General features: G+C 73.1%; 19 protein-coding genes. 13 read left to right on the top strand and 6 right to left on the bottom strand.

Annotated elements, in window-relative coordinates; all coding sequences use genetic code 11:
• Positions 1-231: 231 nt before the first annotated feature.
• The gene (locus Q8R60_13195; protein ID MDP3713424.1) at positions 232-414 is read left to right on the top strand and encodes a hypothetical protein; all 183 of its coding nucleotides are present in this window, start codon (positions 232-234) and stop codon (positions 412-414) included.
• Between the two features lie 78 nt (positions 415-492).
• Here the strand turns inward: Q8R60_13195 and sucD are convergent, their stop codons facing one another.
• Together sucD and sucC are read right to left on the bottom strand one after the other, a co-directional pair.
• A complete protein-coding gene (sucD, locus tag Q8R60_13200) occupies positions 493-1371 on the bottom strand; it encodes a succinate--CoA ligase subunit alpha (protein MDP3713425.1) in 879 nt (292 codons plus the stop codon).
• Complete coding sequence (gene sucC, locus Q8R60_13205) at positions 1371-2546, bottom strand: ADP-forming succinate--CoA ligase subunit beta (GenBank protein ID MDP3713426.1); 1176 nt, start codon at positions 2544-2546, stop codon at positions 1371-1373. Before sucC ends, sucD begins: the two co-directional genes overlap by 1 nt.
• A 152-nt stretch (positions 2547-2698) precedes the next feature.
• Between sucC and Q8R60_13210 the strand changes: the two genes are divergently transcribed.
• Positions 2699-4678, top strand: a complete 1980-nt coding sequence (locus tag Q8R60_13210) for a CocE/NonD family hydrolase (protein MDP3713427.1) — start codon at positions 2699-2701, stop codon at positions 4676-4678.
• A 104-nt stretch (positions 4679-4782) separates the two neighbouring features.
• Here Q8R60_13210 and Q8R60_13215 read toward each other — a convergent pair whose 3' ends face one another.
• Positions 4783-5196 (bottom strand): cobalamin B12-binding domain-containing protein, encoded by a 414-nt coding sequence (locus tag Q8R60_13215; GenBank protein MDP3713428.1) that lies wholly within the window; start codon positions 5194-5196, stop codon positions 4783-4785.
• A gap of 50 nt (positions 5197-5246) precedes the next feature.
• On the opposite strand from Q8R60_13215, the gene Q8R60_13220 reads away from it, so the two are divergent.
• The 3 genes from Q8R60_13220 (at position 5247) to Q8R60_13230 (ending at position 8834) form a co-directional block, all read left to right on the top strand.
• Positions 5247-6620, top strand: a complete 1374-nt coding sequence (locus Q8R60_13220) for a carboxyl transferase domain-containing protein (protein ID MDP3713429.1) — start codon at positions 5247-5249, stop codon at positions 6618-6620.
• 95 nt (positions 6621-6715) lie between these two features.
• Positions 6716-7693 carry an alpha/beta fold hydrolase gene (locus tag Q8R60_13225; protein ID MDP3713430.1) on the top strand — a complete coding sequence of 326 codons (978 nt, stop codon included), beginning with the start codon at positions 6716-6718 and terminating at the stop codon, positions 7691-7693.
• Between the two features lie 382 nt (positions 7694-8075).
• Positions 8076-8834, top strand: coding sequence for a M23 family metallopeptidase (locus Q8R60_13230; GenBank protein ID MDP3713431.1), 759 nt, complete (start codon positions 8076-8078; stop codon positions 8832-8834).
• Positions 8835-8837: 3 nt separating this feature from the next.
• On the opposite strand, the gene pcrA is transcribed toward Q8R60_13230, so the two are convergent.
• Positions 8838-11102 carry a DNA helicase PcrA gene (gene pcrA, locus Q8R60_13235; GenBank protein MDP3713432.1) on the bottom strand — a complete coding sequence of 755 codons (2265 nt, stop codon included), beginning with the start codon at positions 11100-11102 and terminating at the stop codon, positions 8838-8840.
• A 92-nt stretch (positions 11103-11194) separates the two neighbouring features.
• On the opposite strand from pcrA, the gene Q8R60_13240 reads away from it, so the two are divergent.
• Genes Q8R60_13240 through Q8R60_13260 form a run of 5 tightly spaced genes read left to right on the top strand, consistent with a single transcriptional unit; the run spans position 11195 to position 13733 of the window.
• The gene (locus Q8R60_13240; protein MDP3713433.1) at positions 11195-11449 is read left to right on the top strand and encodes a ribbon-helix-helix protein, CopG family; all 255 of its coding nucleotides are present in this window, start codon (positions 11195-11197) and stop codon (positions 11447-11449) included.
• On the top strand, positions 11449-11877 hold the full coding sequence (locus Q8R60_13245) for a type II toxin-antitoxin system VapC family toxin (GenBank protein MDP3713434.1): 429 nt from the start codon (positions 11449-11451) through the stop codon (positions 11875-11877). The genes Q8R60_13240 and Q8R60_13245 overlap by 1 nt, the downstream gene beginning before the upstream one ends.
• Positions 11878-11890: 13 nt before the next feature.
• Positions 11891-12607, top strand: a complete 717-nt coding sequence (locus Q8R60_13250) for a PIG-L deacetylase family protein (GenBank protein ID MDP3713435.1) — start codon at positions 11891-11893, stop codon at positions 12605-12607.
• A complete protein-coding gene (locus Q8R60_13255) occupies positions 12604-13023 on the top strand; it encodes a nuclear transport factor 2 family protein (GenBank protein MDP3713436.1) in 420 nt (139 codons plus the stop codon). The genes Q8R60_13250 and Q8R60_13255 overlap by 4 nt, the downstream gene beginning before the upstream one ends.
• Positions 13020-13733, top strand: a complete 714-nt coding sequence (locus Q8R60_13260) for an SDR family oxidoreductase (protein MDP3713437.1) — start codon at positions 13020-13022, stop codon at positions 13731-13733. The genes Q8R60_13255 and Q8R60_13260 overlap by 4 nt, the downstream gene beginning before the upstream one ends.
• On the opposite strand, the gene Q8R60_13265 is transcribed toward Q8R60_13260, so the two are convergent.
• Positions 13730-14170 (bottom strand): hypothetical protein, encoded by a 441-nt coding sequence (locus Q8R60_13265; GenBank protein MDP3713438.1) that lies wholly within the window; start codon positions 14168-14170, stop codon positions 13730-13732. The two genes, Q8R60_13260 and Q8R60_13265, sit on opposite strands and share 4 nt — an antisense overlap.
• A gap of 34 nt (positions 14171-14204) precedes the next feature.
• Complete coding sequence (locus Q8R60_13270) at positions 14205-14531, bottom strand: hypothetical protein (protein ID MDP3713439.1); 327 nt, start codon at positions 14529-14531, stop codon at positions 14205-14207.
• A 102-nt stretch (positions 14532-14633) separates the two neighbouring features.
• Between Q8R60_13270 and Q8R60_13275 the strand changes: the two genes are divergently transcribed.
• Genes Q8R60_13275 through Q8R60_13285 form a run of 3 tightly spaced genes read left to right on the top strand, consistent with a single transcriptional unit; the run spans position 14634 to position 16549 of the window.
• Positions 14634-15587: a M28 family peptidase gene (locus Q8R60_13275; GenBank protein MDP3713440.1), complete on the top strand. Its 954-nt coding sequence runs from the start codon at positions 14634-14636 to the stop codon at positions 15585-15587.
• Positions 15584-16234, top strand: a complete 651-nt coding sequence (locus Q8R60_13280) for an acVLRF1 family peptidyl-tRNA hydrolase (GenBank protein ID MDP3713441.1) — start codon at positions 15584-15586, stop codon at positions 16232-16234. The genes Q8R60_13275 and Q8R60_13280 overlap by 4 nt, the downstream gene beginning before the upstream one ends.
• 9 nt (positions 16235-16243) lie before the next feature.
• Positions 16244-16549 carry a hypothetical protein gene (locus tag Q8R60_13285; GenBank protein MDP3713442.1) on the top strand — a complete coding sequence of 102 codons (306 nt, stop codon included), beginning with the start codon at positions 16244-16246 and terminating at the stop codon, positions 16547-16549.
• The last annotated feature ends 12 nt before the right edge of the window (positions 16550-16561 follow it).

The following is a 16561-nucleotide window of genomic DNA, read 5'->3' on the forward strand; positions in this document are numbered from 1 at the left end:
TCATCGGCGACTTCCGCGACGACGGGGACCGCCCCGGGATCGCCCGGTTCGGCTTCACGCCGCTCTACGTCAGCCACACCGACGTGTACGACGCGGTGGAGCACCTGGTCGCCGTACTGGCCGGTGCGGAGCACCTGGCGCCCGGGTACGCCGAGCGCAACGCCGTCACCTGAGTCGTTGCCAACAAGCTCGCCGGGGCGCATGCTGGCACTCCCCTCCGGAGGAGACGCCATGATGTTCTGGATCATCGTGCTGGCCGTGATCGCGCTGGTGCTGCTCTTCGCCTGGCGGCACGACCACAAGCGCCGCGGGAGCCTCCGGGGCGTCTCCGACACCTCCAAGCACGTCACGGAGGGCGAGGTCCAGTCGTACTCGCGTCCGCCGCTACCTCCCTATGCAGGCGGCGGCGGCTGAGAACGACCGGCCGAGGAAGACGAAGGCCCCCGGCGAACCGGGGGCCTTCATCTCGACAAGCTCGATGTCCGAGCAGTGTCAGAGGTTGCGCATGATCTCTCGCATCAGCTCAGCGGTCTCGGACGGCGTCTTGCCGACCTTGACGCCGGCGGCCTCGAGGGCCTCCTTCTTCGCCTGAGCGGTGCCCGAGGAGCCGGAGACGATGGCGCCGGCGTGGCCCATGGTCTTGCCCTCAGGGGCGGTGAAGCCTGCGACGTAGCCGACGACCGGCTTGGTCACGTGGGCCTTGATGTAGTCGGCCGCGCGCTCCTCGGCGTCGCCGCCGATCTCGCCGATCATCACGATCGCGACCGTCTCGGGGTCGTTCTGGAACGCCTCGAGGCAGTCGATGTGGGTGGTGCCGATGACCGGGTCGCCACCGATGCCGACGGCCGTGGTGAAGCCGTACTCCCGCAGCTCGAACATCATCTGGTAGGTCAGCGTCCCAGACTTCGAGACCAGGCCGATCTTGCCCGGGGTGGGCGCGATCGTGGCCGGGATGATGCCCGCGTTGGACGCTCCGGGGCTGATCAGGCCGGGGCAGTTCGGCCCGATGATGCGGGTCGCCTTGCCCTTGTCGACGTTGTACTGCCAGAAGTACGCCGAGTCCTGCACCGGGATGCCCTCGGTGATGACGACGGCCAGGCCGATGCCCGCGTCGATCGCCTCGATGACAGCGGCCTTGGCGAAGGCCGGCGGCACGAAGACGACGGTGACGTCGGCGCCAGTGGCTGCCATCGCCTCGGCGACGGTGGCGAAGACGGGGATGCCGTCGACGTCGCTGCCGGCCTTCTTCGGGTTGACGCCACCGACGACGTTGGTGCCCGAGGCGACCATCCGGCGGGTGTGCTTGGTGCCCTCCGAGCCGGTGATGCCCTGGACGATGACCTTGCTGTCCGCGGTCAAGAAGATGGCCATTACGCAGCGCTCCCGTTGGCGAGCTCGGCGGCCTTGTCGGCCGCCCCGTCCATGGTGTCGACGACCGTCACGAGGGGGTGGGCAGCCTCCGCGAGGATGCGGCGCCCTTCCTCCACGTTGTTGCCGTCCAGGCGTACGACGAGGGGCTTGCTCGCGCCGTCACCGAGCATGGCGAGGGCCTGCACGATGCCGTCGGCGACCGCGTCGCAGGAGGTGATCCCGCCGAAGACGTTGACGAAGACCGACCGGACGTCCTTGTCGGACAGGATGATCTCGAGGCCGTCGGCCATGACCTGCGCCGAGGCGCCGCCGCCGATGTCGAGGAAGTTGGCGGGCTTGACGCCACCGTGCGCCTCACCGGCGTAGGCGACGACGTCGAGGGTGCTCATGACGAGCCCCGCGCCGTTGCCGATGATGCCGACCTGGCCGTCGAGCTTGACGTAGTTGAGGTCCTTGGCCTTGGCCCGGCCCTCGAGGTCGTCGTCGGCGACGACGTCGGCGTAGGTCGTGAAGACGTCGCTGTGGCGGAACTCCGCGTTGCCGTCGAGGGTGACCTTGCCGTCGAGCGCGAGGATCTGACCCTCGGGGGTGCGGACGAGCGGGTTGACCTCGACGAGCGTGGCCTCCTCCTCGACGAAGACGACCCAGAGCTTCTGCAGGACCTCGATGACCTGGTCGCGGACGTCGGCGGGGAAGCCGGCGGCGTCGGCGATCTCGGCTGCCTTCGCCGCGTCGACGCCGACGATCGCGTCGACCGGGACCTTCGCGAGGGCCTCGGGGCGCTCGACCGCGAGCTCCTCGATCTCCATGCCGCCCTCGATCGACGCCATCGCGAGGTAGGTGCGGTTGGCGCGGTCGAGCAGGAAGGAGACGTAGTACTCCTTGTCGATGTCCGACGCCTCGGTCACGAGGACCTTGAGGACGGGCAGGTCCTTGATGACCAGCTTGAGGATGTCGGTGGCGCGCGCCTCCGCCTCGTCGGCCGTGGGGCAGTACTTCACGCCACCGGCCTTCCCGCGGCCGCCGGCCTTCACCTGCGCCTTGACCATGACGGCCTTGCCGATGCGCTCGGCAGCCGCGCGGGCGTCAGCCGGGTTGTCGACGGTCTCGCCGGCGAACACCGGCACACCGTGCTTGGCGAAGAGCTCCTTCGCCTGGTACTCCATGAGGTCCACGAGGGGTCCTGTCCGTCGGGGTGCCCGTTCGGCAGCCGGGAGCGAGGGTAGCGACCCGGCGGGAGGTCCCCGCGCGCGGCCTTCGGAGATCCTGCCCGCAATGGCGCTGCAACAGGCACAGTGGTGACCCACCCCACACCAGGAGCACCCCCGTGCGTCTCGCCCTGCTGCTCTCCGCCGCCGTCCTCACGGCGGGCGTCGCGACGGCCTCCCCCGCCGGCGCGCTCGACGAGTTCACCGTCACCCCCGCGCTCGTGACGGTCACGGACGGCCCCGCTGACGACCACCAGGTCGACATCGACACCGATCTCTACGTCCCGGTCTCCGCGACCGCGGCGACCCCGCAGCCGGCGATGCTCATCACCCACGGCTTCGGGCTGTCGAAGTCCGCGCCCGAGGTCGTGGCGCAGGCCAGCTACTTCGCCCGCCACGGCTACGTCGTGCTGACCTGGACCAGCGCCGGTTTCGGCGGCTCGGGCGGCTGCATCACGCTGCACCAGGCCGACTACGACGGGAAGGCCGCGCGGCAGCTCGTCGACGTCCTCGCCGCCCGCCCTGAGGTACTGAAGGACGCGCGCGGTCCGGTGGTGGGCACGGTCGGCGGCTCCTACGGCGGCGGCGGCCAGCTCGTCCACGCCGGCATCGACGACCGGGTCCGGGCCGCCGCGCCGGGCCGCACCTGGAACCTCCTGCAGTACTCCCTCTACCCCAACAACTGGGTCAAGCCCGGCGACCCGACCGGCTTCTCCCACCAGCTCCACGAGCAGGGCGTTTTCAAGGCGCAGTGGACGACGCTGCTCTTCGCCGCGGGCAACACCCAGCCCGTCGGCGGGATCCCCCCGACGGGAGCGATGAACGGGAACTGCCCCGGCGACAAGCTCTCCTCGGCCGACCCCGTTCTGGTGGCAGGCACCCCCTGCGTCGGCTTCACCGTCGAGGTCTGCGAGGTCTTCGCGCGCATCGTCGCGACCGGCGACGCCTCCGCCGAGGACCGCGCACTGCTCGGCCGGGCGTCTGCCGCCACCTATGTCCCCGAGCTCGACATCCCGGTCCTGTTCGTCCAGGGCCAGCGCGACACGCTGTTCAACGTCAACGACGCGCTCGCGACCTACACCGCCCTGAAGGCCCGCGGCAAGACCGTCAAGATGGTCTGGAACTCCGGCGGGCACGGCGGCTACACCAGCCTGCCCGGCGAGTGCGAGGTCTACGGCGGCGGGACGGGCGGCGAGGGCTTCGCCGGCCTCGAGGGCTGCTACCTCACCAGCCGCACGCTGGCCTTCTTCGACAGCGCGCTGCGCGGCAAGGCCGACCCCTTCCCGAGCTTCAGCTGGCACCGCGACTGGACCCCCGAGGCCACCGGGGCGAGCAACGCCAGCCAGTACGCCGCTGCCGCTGCCTACCCCGCGATGCCCTCGACGACCTTCACGCTCTCGGGGACGGACGCCCTGGTGACCGCCGGCGCGACCACTGGCAGCGCGATGTTCCTCAACCCGCCCGGCGGCCAGCCCGCGGCCTTCACCGAGACGTCGAACTTCACCGGTGACGGCACCGACCCGCGCCAGCCCTCCGAGCAGCCGGGCCAGTCGGTGTCGTTCACGTCCGAGCCCTTCGCCACCGACACCGAGTCGGTCGGCGTCCCGTCGGCCACCCTGCGGCTGTCGCACGTCGCGCCCACCGACCTCGTCATGTTCGGCAAGGTCTACGACGTCGCCCCCGACGGCTCGAGCGAGCTCATCCACCGGCTCATCGCCCCGGCGCGCATCCCCACTGCGGCGCTCGAGTCGCCCGTCACGATCCAGCTGCTCGGCTTCGCGCACCGCTTCGACGCCGGCCACTCGGTGCGGCTCACCCTGGCGGCGACCGACATGACGTCGCGCAACAACCTGGTCGCCGACGCGATCACGGTGACGACCGGTCCGGGCTCGACCTTCTCGCTCCCGATGCGCGCCGCCGCAGCCGCACCCCCGGTCGTGACGCCCCCCGCCGGACCTCCTGCCGTGCCGCCCGCCGCCCCGCCCGCCGCACCGTCTCCGACCCTGCCCAGCACCGGCCTGCCCGCCACCCTGCCCGCAGCCGCAGCCCTGCTCGTGGTGGCAGGGGTCGCGGTCCGCCGCCGGTTAGCCAGCCACTAGCCAGGATCAACAGGGGATCTGCACGCGACCTGTCGGCGAGTCTCGTGCAGAACGCCTGTTGATCTTGGATGCGGACGCAGGAGCGGGGCGCGGGGTCGCGGGGGTCAGCTAGCGGTCGCGCTGCCGACGCTCTCGCGGACCCACTCGACGATGGCCTTCGGCGACGCGCCGGCGGTGAAGATCTTGGTGACGCCGGCGGCCTCGAGGACCGGGATGTCGTCCTCCGGGATGATGCCGCCGCCGAAGACGACCACGTCGTCGGCGCCGCGGGCGCGCAGCAGCTCGACGACGCGGGGCATCAAGGTCAGGTGGGCGCCCGAGAGGATCGACAGGCCGACGCAGTCCGCGTCCTCCTGGATCGTCGTCTCGACGATCTGCTCCGGCGTCTGGTGCAGCCCGGTGTAGATGACCTCCATGCCGGCGTCGCGCAGGGCGCGCGCGACGACCTTGGCACCGCGGTCGTGGCCGTCCAGACCGGGCTTCGCGACGACCACGCGGATGCGGGACGTGGTGGTCATCGGGGCCTCCTCGACAGCGGTGGTGCCAGCGGTGGGAGAGTACGCGCACTGTGACGACCGACTGGCGGGCACCGCTGCTCGAGGGTGCCGCGCGGGTGCCGGTCCCCTTCGTCGGGCGCGACCCGGGCGGGTGGCCCGGCTACTCCCCGCGGCCCGCCGTCACGGTCTGGCGGCTGGTCTCGGGCCCGGTCGCCGCGGCCTGGGACTTCTCGGTCTTCGGCGGCTCCTTCGGCGAGGACGACGCGACCGCGCTGGTCGCCGCCGCCGACCTCGCCCGCACCGAGCGGGTCCCGCTCGTCACCCTCGTCCGCTCCGGGGGTACCCGGCTGCAGGAGGGGATGGCCGCGCTCGTCGGCATCCCGCGGGCGCGGATCGCGCTGCTCGCCCTGGCCGCCGAGGGCCTGCCCCACCTGTCGGTCGCCGACGTCCCGACCACCGGCGGCGTCTGGATCTCGGTGGCCTCCGCAGCCGACCTGCGGGTCGCCGTCGAGGGCGCGACCGTCGGCTTCGCCGGGCCGCGCGTCGTCGAGGCCGTCACCGGCACGCTGCCGCTCGGGGACAGCCACACCGCCGCCTCCGCCCACCGCGCCGGCCTCGTCGACGCCGTCCTGCCCGGCGAGGACGTCCCCGGCTGGCTCGCCCGCGCGCTCGACGCCCTCTCCCCCGGGACACCCACACCCCTGACCGCTGCGGCCGCGCCGCACGAGGTCGAGCAGACCTCGGGGTGGGAGCAGGTACGCCGGGCCCGCGGGCGCTCCGTCGGCGGTCGCGCCCTGCTCGCGGGCCTGCTCACCGGCGCCGTCGACCTCTGCGCACCGCGCGGTGACAGCACCGTCGCTGCCGCCGTCGGGCGGGTCGCGGGCCTCGGTGTCGTCGGCGTCGCCCTGGCGTCGGAGGTCGGGGGCCGGCCGACCCCCGATGGCTACCGGCTGCTCACCCGCGCTGCCCGCTTCGCCGACCGGCTCGGGCTGCCGCTGCTCACCCTCGTCGACACGCCCGGGGCGGAGCCCGGCACCGAGGCCGAGGAGGGCGGGGTCGCGCCCGCCATGGGCGAGGCGCTCGACGCGGTCCTCACCTGCCGGTCCCCCACGCTGTCGGTGGTGCACGGCGAGGGCGGCTCGGGCGGTGCGCTCGCCGCCGCCGCCACCGACGTCGTGCTGCTCACCGACGAGGCCTACTTCGCCGCGATCGGGCCGGAAGGCGCGTCCGCCGCGCTCCGCCGGCCGCCCGAGGAGTGCGCCGACCTCATGGGCATCACCCCCGCCGACCTGCTGCGGCTCGGCGTCGCCGACGCTGTCCTCGCGCCCGCTGACGTGGCGGCCGAGGCCGGCCGGCGGCTCGGCCTGCTCGTCGCGGAGGCGCCCGGCGGGCGGGCCGTCGCGCGGCGTACGCGGTGGTCTGCCCCTGTTCGCGGATCGCTCTGACGCCAGACAGGTGTGCGTTGCGTCACGCGCGGGCAACGGTGTGTGTAGCGTCACGCCCGTAGGACGCCCGAGCACCCGCGACCCCGGAGGCTGACGTGCAGGACCCACGGCCCGCGCTGCGGCGCGCCGGGGCGACGACCCGACGCGGCGTCCGCACCGTCTGCAGCCCCGCGGGGCTGCGCGGCACCGGCACCGAGGTCGCATGGGTCGCCGCGCACGCCGCGATGTACCCGCTCGGCGTGCTGTCGGAGCGCAGTCGCATCACGGTGCGCGAGGAGCTCGAGCGCTTCAGCCTCGGCGACCTGCCGCCGGCCCAGCGCGGACTGCTCATGGGCGACATCGTCGCCGCGGGCACGCCGATCCTGCTCGTGCACGGCCTGGTCGACAACCGCTCGATCTTCACGCTGCTGCGCCGTGCGCTGCGCCGCCGCGGCTTCGGCCGGGTCCTGACGGTCAACTACAGCCCCTTCACCCACGACGTGCGCTCGGCCGCCGCGCGCCTCGCCCGGCTGGTCGAGAAGACCTGCGAGGAGACCGGCTACGAGCGGGTCCACGTCGTCGGGCACTCCCTTGGCGGTGTCGTCGCGCGCTACTACGTGCAGCGGATGGGCGGCGACGCGCGCGTCCACACCCTCTGCACGCTCGGCTCGCCGCACGCCGGCACCGTCGCGGCCCGGCTGCTGCCGACCGAGCTGGTCCGCCAGCTGCGGCCCGGGTCGTCGCTGATGACCGAGCTCGCCGAGCCCGCGCCGGGCATCCGGACTCGGTTCGTGTCCTTCTGGTCCGACCTCGACCAGCTCATCGTCCCCAAGCGCTCCGCCCGCCTCGACCACCCCGACCTGTCGGTCCGCAACGTCCTGCTGCGCGGCGTCGGCCACATGTCGCTGCCGATCGACGGCCGGGTCGTCCACGAGATCGCGACGCTGCTCAGCCACCTCGACCACGACGGCGCGACGATCCTGTCGGGGATCACCCCCATCGAGGCCACCGTGCCGGCCCCGGCGCCCGTTCCGGAGCCGCGCCGCACCCTGGCGGTCCTCGGCCGCCTGCGCCGGGGCACCGCCCCTGCCTGACCGACCCGCGCGCACCCTCTCCCTCCCGCCCCCATCTTCCCCGGATGTGGCGATCACGCCCGCGGGGCACGCCGCGCATGATCGCCACTTCCCCGCCCCGCAGTCGGCCGCCCCCGCGGGCCCTTTCAGAGGTGGCGATCACGCCCGCGGGGCACACCGCGCATGATCGCCACCACCCGCCGAGACCGCTCGGATGATCAAGGAACGGCCGCGTCCGTCCGCTGAGTAACTAGTCACGTCGGGCTACGTGGGCTTGGCCGTCCGGGCTACGTCGTATAACGTCGTGGTAACGACCCGCCCCTCTCCGGGCGGTCGACGTGCGTCCGGGCCCCGTGAGGGGCCTGTGCCGTGCCGCCCCGACCCCGACACCGGAGCCGAGACGTTGCCCTCCGCACACCCCCCGCTCGCCCCGCACGACGCCGACGTCCTCACCGACGCAGCGCCTGACGCGGCCACCTCCGCCCACAGCACCGCCCCCGCCGGCCCCCGCCGGACCGTTGCGGTGCCTGCCGTCCTGCTCGTCGCCGGCACCCTCGCCATGGTCGGCCTCGCCGCCCCGAGCAGCTCCGGCGACGACACCGTCCGCGTCACCGCCGCCGCGCAGACCAGCACCGTGATCGACCTCGGCGCGGCCACCGCAGGCAAGCGCCTCGACCTGCTCGACGGCCCGCTGCCGGTCGTCGCGCGCCCCGTCAAGAAGGCCGCGCCGCCGCGGGCCACCCGCACCCGCACCCGCCCGAAGGCCACACCGGTCGAGCGCGCCCGCTACTGCCGCCCCAACGGCGGCGGCATCTCCAGCAACTACGGCCAGCGCTGGGGCCGCATGCACAAGGGCGTCGACTTCAACGGCTCCTACGGCTCGCCGATCCGAGCGGCCGCGGCCGGCCGCGTCGTCAGCGCGGGCTACGACGGCGGCTACGGCAACCTCGTGACCGTCCGCCACAGCGACGGCACTGTCACCGCCTACGCCCACATGAGCAAGATCCTGATCCGCGGTGGCCGGGTCGACGCCTGCGACACCCTCGGCTACGTCGGCTCGACCGGCAACAGCACCGGCCCGCACCTGCACTTCGAGGTCCGCGTCGGCGGCGGCACCACGAGCCCGCTGCGCTGGCTGCGCGCGCACGGCGTCCGCGTCTAACCGCTAGAGCTTCTCCACCGGCGCGTAGCGCAGGAGCAGCCACTTCGCGCCCGTCCCGGCGCCGAAGTCGACCTCGGCCTGCATCGAGTCGCCGGCTCCGCGCAGCGCCGTGACGGTGCCGAGCCCGAAGGTGTCGTGGGTGACGCGGTCGCCGACGTCCAGCGCCGGGATCGGCCGCAGGCCCGGGCCGGCGGTGCGACCGCGCGGCGTGCCCATCACCCGTGAGGCCACCGCCGCCATCGCCGGGGCCTGCGCGATGGTCGACTCCGCGCGCTGCCACTCGACGAGCGCGGCCGGCACCTCGTCGAGGAACCGCGACGCGGGGTTGTAGCGGGTCTGTCCCCACATCGAGCGGGTGGCGGAGCGCGAGAGGTAGAGCCGCTCGCGCGCGCGGGTGATCCCGACGTACGCCAGCCGTCGCTCCTCCTGCAGCTCGCGCTCGTCGCCGAAGACGCGCTCGTGCGGGAAGACCCCGTCCTCGAGCCCGGTGAGGAAGACGACGGGGTACTCCAGGCCCTTGGCGGCGTGCAGCGTCATGAGCGTGACGACGCCGTCCCCCTCGCCGGGGACCGTGTCGGCGTCGGCGACGAGCGAGACCTGCTCGAGGAACTCCTGCACCCCGCCGTCGGGCACCCGCTCGGAGAACTCGCGGGCCACCCCGACGAGCTCGGAGAGGTTCTCCACCCGCGACTCGTCCTGCGGGTCGACCGACGCGGCGAGCTCGCCGAGGTAGCCGCTGCGGTCGAGCACCGCCTCGAGCACCTCCGCGGGAGGCATGCCGCCGACCACCAGGGTCCGCAGCTCCTCCATGAGGTCGGCGAAGGCGGTCACCGCGGAGGCGGAGCGGGTCGCGATGCCCGGGACCTCCTCGCAGCGGGTCAGCGCCTCGTGGAAGCCGATCCGCTCACGGGCCGCGAAGGCGTCGAGGCAGGCCTCGGCGCGGTCGCCGATCCCGCGGCGCGGGGTGTTGATGATGCGCCGCAGCGACACGACGTCGGCCGGGTTGGCCAGGACGCGGAGGTAGGCCAGGGCGTCCTTGACCTCCTTGCGCTCGTAGAAGCGGACGCCCCCCACCACGCGGTAGGGCAGGCCCACCCGGATGAAGACCTCCTCGAAGGACCGCGACTGCGCGTTGGTGCGGTAGAAGACCGCGACCTGCGAGGGCTTGACCTGGTGGTCGTCGGTGAGCCGGTCGACCTCGCCCGCGACGAAGGCGGCCTCGTCGTGCTCGTTGTCCGCGACGTAACCGACGATGCGCTCACCGTCACCGGAGTCGGTCCACAGCCGCTTGTCCTTGCGGTCGGGGTTCTTCGCGATGACCGCGTTGGCCGCCGAGAGGATGGTCTGCGTGGAGCGGTAGTTCTGCTCGAGCAGCACGACGCGGGCGTCGGCGTAGTCCTTCTCGAAGTCCATGATGTTGCGGATGTCGGCGCCCCGGAAGGCGTAGATCGACTGGTCGGCGTCACCGACGACGCACAGCTCGGCCGCCCCGAGGTCACCGACCGGCGAGGTCAGCTCACGGACCAGGGTGTACTGCGCGTGGTTGGTGTCCTGGTACTCGTCGACGAGGACGTGACGGAAGCGCCGTCGGTAGTGCTCGGCCACGTCGGGGAAGGCCTGCAGCAGCGACACCGTCGTCATGATGAGGTCGTCGAAGTCCATCGCGTTGGCCTGCCGCAGCCGCGCCTGGTAGCTCGCGTAGACCTCCGCCACCTGCTTCTGCACGACGTTGTCGGCCCGGTCGCGGGCGGTCTCCCAGTCGACCAGCTCGTTCTTGAGGTCACTGACCTGGTTGCTCAGCTGGCGCGCCGGGAAGCGCTTCGGGTCGAGGTCGAGGTCGCGGCAGACCAGCGTCATGAGGCGCTGCGAGTCGGACTGGTCGTAGATCGAGAACGACTGCGTGAAGCCGAGCTTCTTGGCCTCGGCGCGCAGGATCCGCACGCACGCGGAGTGGAACGTCGACACCCACATCGCGAAGGAGCGGCGGCCGACCAGGCCCGAGACCCGCTCCTTCATCTCGCCCGCGGCCTTGTTGGTGAAGGTGATGGCGAGCACCTCGCCGGGCTGCACCCCGCGGGCGGCCAGCAGGTAGGCGATGCGGGTCGTCAGCACCTTCGTCTTGCCCGAGCCGGCACCGGCGACGACGAGCAGCGGGCTGCCCTCGTGGACGACGGCCTCGCGCTGCTGCGGGTTGAGGCCCTCCAGCAGGCGGTCGACGGACGGGCCTGCCGGAGCCAGCACGGCAGGTGCGAAGTCGTCGTACGGCAGGGTGCTCACTGCCCCCATCCTAGGTCGCAGGTACGACGGGAGCACGGCCGTCCACAGGCGTTCCTGAGACCTGCACCTGCTACTGTATGCACATGTCTCGGCTGACGCACCGGCTGCAGGTGCTGCTCGACGACGACCGCCTGCGCCGGCTCGAGGAGGCCGCAGCCAAGCGGGGCACCTCGGTGGCCACGATCGTGCGCGAGGCCATCGACGACAAGCTGCCCGCCGGCGACGACGCCCGACGCGCTGCAGCGAGGTACCTCCTGGCGGCGCCGCCCATCGACATCGGCTCCGAGGAGGACCTCAAGGCGGAGATCGTCTCGTCACTGGACCGGTTCCAGCCCTGATGCGGCTGCTCCTCGACACCCCCGTCCTCCTCTACGCCCGGGGCGGGGAGCACCCGCTGCGCCAGCCGTGCCAGCAGCTCCTGCAGCAGGTCTCAGCGGGGTTGTTCCTGCCCGAGTGCAGCGTCGAGCTGGTGCAGGAGTTCGCCCACGTGCTGCTGCGCCGAGGCGTCCCGCCGAGGACGGTGGCGCGCGACGCGCGGGCCGTGCAGACGGCGTGCCGGGTGCACTCCTTCGACGAGGTGGTCCTCGACGCGGCGCTCGACCTGGTCGCGCGCGGTGGCGCCCTCGGGATGCGCGACGCCGTCCACGCGGCCACCGCGCTCGTGCACGGGCTCGACGCCGTCGTGACGACCGACCGGGCGTTTGCCGCCGTGCCCCGACTCAAGGTGCTCACCCCCGCCCAGGCCTGCGACGCGCTCGGCGCCTGAGAGGATGCCGCGCATGACCTCTCCTGACCCCACGGTCGAGCGCGCGCTCGTGATCACCGCCCACCCCGACGACGTCGACTTCGGCGCCGCCGGCACGATCGCGGCCTGGACCGCGCAGGGCATCGAGGTGACCTACTGCGTGATCACCGACGGCGACGCCGGCGGCTTCGACCCGGCGGTGCCGCGCAGCGAGATCGGCGGGATCCGCCAGGCCGAGCAGCGCGCGGCCGCGAAGGAGGTCGGCGTCGAGGACGTCGTCTTCCTCGGCTACCCCGACGGTCGGCTCTACGTCACCCACGAGCTGCGCCGCGACGTCAGCCGCGTCATCCGCCAGAAGCGCCCACAGCGGGTGCTCACGCAGTCCCCGGAGCGCAACTGGGAGCGGATCTACGCGAGCCACCCCGACCACCTGGTGGCCGGCGAGGTCGCGATGTGCGCGGTCTACCCCGACGCCCGCAACCCTTTCGCCCACACCGACCTCACCGAGGAGGCCTGGACCGTCGACGAGGTCTGGATCATGGCGAGCGGCGACCCGAGCGCGACGACCTTCATCGACGTCACCGACACCTTCGACCGCAAGGTCGAGGCGCTGCGCGCCCACGTCAGCCAGACCTCGCACATGGACGACCTCTCCGCCCGGATCCGGATGTGGGCGACGGTGACCGCCGAGAAGGCCGGCTTCGAGACCGGGCGGCTCGCCGAGGGCTTCCGCGTGGTCGACACCCGGTGACCGCCCACGAGGCGGTCCGCACCCTGCACGGGCTCTACACCGAGGCGATGGACGCCGCCGACTGGTCCGCGGTCGGCGAGCTCTTCGCTCGCGGCCGTCTCACCGGCCCCGACGGCGCGACCGTGGCCGAGGGCGCCGCGGGCGTGCACGGCCTCTACTCCTCGATGGTCCGCCTCCACGACGGGTCCCCGCGCACCCGCCACGTCACGGCCAACGCCGTCATCGAGGCCGACGGCGACACCGCGACGAGCCGGTCGGCCTTCGTCGTCCACCAGCAGCTCGAGGGCGGCCCGCTGCAGGCGCTCTGCGCCGGCCGCTACCTCGACCGCTTCGCCTGCACCGACGGCACGTGGTACTTCGTCGAGCGGCAGTTCTTCCTCGACCAGGTCGGCGACCTGTCCGGGCACCTGACATGAGCCGCTTCACGGGCAAGGTCGCCCTGGTCACCGGCGCGGCCAGCGGCATCGGGGCGGCAACCGCAGCGCTGTTCGCGCGCGAGGGCGCGACCGTGGTCGGCTGGGACCTCGCAGACGCAGAGGGCGTACGCCGCGTCGACGTCACCGACAGCGCTGCGGCCGCCGACGCGGTGCGCGAGACCGTGCGCGAGCACGGCCGGCTCGACGTCGTGACCAACGTCGCCGGCATGGTCCGGATGCTCAAGGTCGACGACCTCGACCTCGCGCTGTGGCAGCAGCACCTCGCGCTCAACCTCACCGCGCCGTTCGTCATCACCCAGGCCGCCCTGCCCGCCCTGCGCGAGAGCAAGGGCTGCGTCGTCAACGTCGCGAGCATCGCCGGCTTGCGCGGCCAGGCCTACACCGCGGCCTACTGCGCAAGCAAGGGCGGCCTCGTGCAGCTCACCAAGTCGATGGCGCTGGAGCTGGCCGCCGATGGCGTGCGCATCAACGCGGTCTGCCCCGGTGGCGTCGACACCCCGCTGCTGCGCGAGGTCGCGAAGACCTGGCCCGACGACCTGGACCAGGGGCTGCTCGCCCGGACCTTCTCGGTCATGCCCGGCCTCACCCAGGCCGACGAGGTTGCCCAAGCCGTGGCCTACCTCGCCTCCGACGCGGCCCGCAGCATCACCGGCACGGCGCTGGTCATCGACCGCGGCTCGGTCTGCTAGCGGACCCTCGCCCACGGGGTCACGACCTGGCCGTGCTCCTCCACCGCTGCGCACGGCGCGTCGACGACGACGCGGACGCCCTCGACGTCGAGCTCGGTCGGGCCGCGCACCCCCTTGGGCACCGCCAGCGACGCGGTGACCCGACCGGCGGCGTCGGTGACCTTGCGGTCGTAGGCGCCCCAGCCGTCACCGGTGAGCCCGACGAAGACCTCGACGTCGGAGGCGGCCAGCTCCGCGGGAGTGCCAGCGCCCCGGACGACGTCGACCACCAACGAGACGGCGCGGCCGCTGCGCAGCGACGGCGGAGGTCCGGCGAAGCGCACCGTCAGCGTCTCGAGCTGGACGACGTCGCAGCGAGCAGCAGACGCGGTCCCGGGGACGAGCGCGCCCGCGAGCAGGGCGAGGCACGTCGTACGACGCACGACTCTGCTGGGCATGCCTCGTTGTTCGACGTCGGTCGCCCGTGCCCTGCTACTCGTGGCGACCGGCACGGCCGCCGACCAGCTGCTCCGTGCCCTCGAGCAGCCAGAGCACGCCGGGGGCCGCCCAGGTGAGGACCACCGGCAGCAGCCCCACCGGCCACGGAAGCCCCGTCTTCGCGACCAGGGCGTAGGTGGCGAGCAGGCCGAGCGGTGCGGTCGCGAGCGTGACGGCGCCCCACCGGGTCGCGGAGAAGCCGCGCCGCTCCGCCATGCCGACAGCCACGACGAACGGCACGACGGTGAGGCCGGCGACGGCAAGGAGCAGCACAGCGACGATCGCGGTGAAGGCGGTCGCGGACGCGAGCAGGTCGAGCACGTCGCCACCCTAGGGCTCCCGAGCCGTGACGCACGGCACGGCAGGAGGTGGCGCCGACACGGCGAAGACCTCAGGCAAGCCCTCTCCCGTCAGGAGCACGTCGTGCGCAGGCAGGTCCTCGCTCTGGTCACCGCCGCCGCGGTGACCGTCCCGCTCGCGCTGTCCGCGACCGCCGCGCCGAAGAAGGCCCCGACCTTCCGCGACTACCCCAAGCCCCCGGTCACCGGCAAGCAGATCGCCGACCGGGCGATCTCCTTCAGCGAGGAGTTCGCGCTGCGGGTGACCGGGACCCCGACGCAGCTGCTCGCCACGGACGACCTCGTCGCGGAGCTGGAGTCGCTCGGCCTGACCGTGCAGGTGGAGACCTACAACGGCGTCCTGCAGGCGGTCACCGCGACCAAGAAGGGCACGTCCAAGCCCGACGAGCTCGTCGTCATGGGCGGCCACTTCGACGTGCTGCCCCAGTCGGTGCAGGGCGTCTACGACAACGGCTCGGGCACAGCGATGGTGCTGGCGCTCGCCCGCTCCTTCGCGAAGGTGAAGACCCAGCGCACGATGGTCTTCAGCCTCTACAACGGCGAGGAGGAGGGCGCGCTCGCCTCCGAAGAGCAGGCCAAGGCCTACGCCGCCGCCGGCCGCAAGGTGAAGGCCTACCTCGGCTTCGACATGGTCGGGATCGCCTGGCCGCTCGGCAAAGCCGCGACCGACGACAACTGCCTGTGCATGTGGCGCGGCGCCCGCGACCCGCAGTTCGACCAGCTGCTCGCCGAGGTCACCCACGGCTTCCTCAAGATGCCCAAGGGCAAGCGCACCGTGAGCATCGAGGGCCGCAACGTCCGCAACAGCGACGAGGCGTCGTGGGCCTCGGCCGGCTTCCGCACCCTGCGCTGGGCCGGGATGCGCACCGCCTCGGACTACCCGCAGTACCACCTGCCCGAGGACACCGCGGCGACCATCGACGAGGTCGCGGGCGGGCGCCAGTTCTTCGAAGCCGGCCTGCGCAACACCCTGCTGTCGGCCTACTACACCGCCGCCGCGATCGACTCCGGCCGCTGACGACCGCCGCGTCCCGGCCCGCCGCGGGCGGGGGCCGCTGGGTCACCACCACCCCTGAGCGGTTGGCCCGCTGGCTCGACGGCTTCGCCGAGCGGCACGGCGAGGTGACCGTCGACGTCGGGCCCTCGGTGGTCCGGCTCACCGCTGCCGACGGGGCGGTCGCCGAGGTCGAGGTCCCCTTCCCACCCCTGGTGGGTGATGCCCTCGCCGACCTGGTCGCCCACACCACAGAGGTACGACGTACCGGCGTGCTGCTGGTGCGCCTCGGGGGCTACGCCGTCGGCGTCTTCGAGGGCCCGCGCCTGGTCGCGTCGAAGGTCGGGTCGCGCCAGGTCCACGGCCGGTCCGCCGCCGGCGGCTGGTCGCAGCAGCGCTTCGCCCGCCGCCGCGAGGGGCAGTCGGCGGTCGCCCTGCAGGCCGCGGCCGACACCGCGGCTCGCGTCCTGCTGCCGCAGCAGCTCGACGGGCTGGTGCTCGGCGGCGACCGCGGCGCCGTCGAGGCGGTGCTCGAGGACCGGCGGCTCGCGCCGCTGCGGCCGCTCGTGACGGGCCGGCTGCTCGACGTCCCCGACCCGCGGCTGAAGGTGCTCGAATCCGCGCCGTTTCGCCAGGTCTGGATCCGCGTGGTCGACCCGCCTGCGGGGTAGGCCCCCGTCGTGACGATCGAGGACACGACCTCCGACCTGGTGCTGCCGACCTTCGCGGTGCTGGCGCGCTTCCTGCAGCCGGCCGCCACGGCCGACGAGGCGGTGGCTGCCGTGGCGGAGCTGCTGCGCTCCCACGACGAGCCGGTCCACGAGATCTCGGTGGAGCGACAGGAGACCGAGGGCGAGTGGATGGTCGTCGCCCGCTTCGTGCTCGTGTCGATCGACGCGGGCACGGCGGTCGCGGGGTTGTCCGAGACGCTGACCGCCACGGGCACGCCGCCCGACGAGGTGTGGGCCGCGCAACAGGTGTCGTGAGGCAGGAGCCGC

Source organism: Mycobacteriales bacterium (assembly GCA_030697205.1).
Taxonomy (GTDB): domain Bacteria; phylum Actinomycetota; class Actinomycetes; order Mycobacteriales; family SCTD01; genus JAUYQP01.